This is a genomic window from Streptomyces lancefieldiae (genome assembly GCF_031845825.1).
Taxonomy (GTDB): domain Bacteria; phylum Actinomycetota; class Actinomycetes; order Streptomycetales; family Streptomycetaceae; genus Streptomyces; species Streptomyces lancefieldiae.
On the sequence record NZ_JAVRFH010000199.1, the window covers coordinates 1 to 1,718 of the forward strand.

A 1,718-nucleotide genomic window follows, 5' to 3' on the forward strand; every position below is an offset into this window, starting at 1 on the left:
GCGGCAGACCCGACTCCCCACGCCCGCGGCAGGAACAGGTAGCCGAGATCGACCTTCCCCACGGCGGCGGGGCAAAGGTGCTCCGTTGCTCTCCTGAGCAGGATCTGGCCGATCATCGCCCCGTCGAGATCGACGACGAAACTCCCGGGCCGCCGTCCGGGCACCTCGGGCATCTCGCGCTCAAGCTCGCGACGAGGGCGGGGACCGCCAAGGTATGTGTGCACCTCCGGTGAGGCATGCAGCTCGATGAACGCCGCACGGTCCCGGGCCTCCGGCTCACGCAACACGAGCCTCTCGGTCTTGATCGGTGCAGGCGGCCACGCAGCAGAATCGAGATCATCCATGTCGGCCAGCCAATCAGCGGTCTCAGTAGCGATCAAGACTCGCGGTCCCTCTTGACTTCTTAGCCCCCTGAGATGTCTATCGGCGGGAACACCGGGCTAACCCCGTCCCAGCAAAGATGGAGCCCACGAGGGATCAGGCACGCAGTGAGGCCGTGATGCGGGCGATCGGGAGGCGAGTCACTGACCGGATGTGATCGAGCTGCGACGCATTCTGGTGCAGCGGCAGGACTGCCGAGGGCGCAGACGGCGGCCGGGGCCGGCTGTGTGCCAGCAGCGCACGACACCGTTCGACGCGGCCGTCGTGGCCGGAGTCGAGCCCGCGGCCGACTGGCCGCCCGCCAAGGCCCAGGACACCGGCCGCGCCCCGGTGCTGTGGCTGGCCGGCCCAGCCAGCTGATTCGACGGACGGAGCCGCCACAACCCTTGGCAGACCCAGGCCTAGGCTTCCTCCCTACAGCAGATCCACCTCGGCGTCGACGTACCCGAACGCGTGGGCCATGTGCACCAGTGCCTCCCGCAGCAGACGCTGTCGCTCGACGCGACCCATGACCGGCGCCGCGGTGATGGCGACGGCCAACTGCGACCTGGGGCCGCCGTCGTTCGGACCGAGCGGCGTCAGGTCGACGAGCGTGTCCAGGACCGGTCGGACGCCGTTGTCAGCGGGCTGTTCGCACGTGATCCGCAGCTCGGTCGTGGGCGGGGCGGCCCACGACAGCGCGGCCGGGTCGCCCACGGCCTCGGGCAGCAGCTCGGCGGCCGTCTCCCACGCGGCGAGCAGCACGGCCTGGACCTCGTCGAGACCCAACTGCGTGTCCCATCCGGGTCCGAGGGCCGCCGCCCACGCCTCCGCGCTCTCGATCAGGACGTCCGCGCAGGCGACCACGATGGAGTCCACCGTGGTGGGCAGGGCGAGCATGGCGGAGGCCTTCACAGCCGAGCCGCCGTCGGGCCCGGCGATCGAGCACGTGTATCCGGCCGACCGGCCCGAGTTGCCAAAAGGTCCCCGCTCCCAGAGAGCGGCGGGCAGCTCGGCGCCCCGACGGCGGGACAGCAGTGTCACCGCACCCGCTAGCGCACTGTGCGGAAGCAGCTGCTCCAGCTGCGTATGCCGGGACTTGTTGATCTCCAGCGTGCTCACCTCGGCCCAGGGCAGGTTCACCAGCGCCCGCAGGCGTAGCGCCGGCGTCTGGCCGGCAGTGCCGATGTCCGCAGAGCGGCCCTGGTTCAGGCTGAAGCGGGGGAGCGGCTGCCATCGCCACACGCCACGCCCCGAGCACGTCAAGAGGCCCGGCCCCCACGATCCGCCGTCGAGGTCCACGCGCCGGGCGTCGGCCGGGATCACCCACGGAGCGTTCGTGCCCGCGGGAGCGCGGG

2 protein-coding genes and 1 pseudogene are annotated in these 1,718 nt (G+C 71.2%); 1 reads left to right on the forward strand and 2 read right to left on the reverse strand.

The window, feature by feature from the left end; genetic code table 11:
- Nucleotides 1–344: GNAT family N-acetyltransferase (locus tag RM812_RS41570; RefSeq protein ID WP_311586131.1), on the reverse strand; the 344-nt coding region annotated here is incomplete at its 3' end.
- Nucleotides 345–534: 190 nt separating this feature from the next.
- Here RM812_RS41570 and RM812_RS41575 point away from each other — a divergent pair.
- Nucleotides 535–741 (forward strand): hypothetical protein, encoded by a 207-nt coding sequence (locus RM812_RS41575; protein WP_311586133.1) that lies wholly within the window; start codon nt 535–537, stop codon nt 739–741.
- 54 nt (nt 742–795) lie between these two features.
- On the opposite strand, the pseudogene RM812_RS41580 reads toward RM812_RS41575, so the two are convergent.
- Nucleotides 796–1,718: pseudogene (locus RM812_RS41580) on the reverse strand (hypothetical protein); the annotation flags it as partial.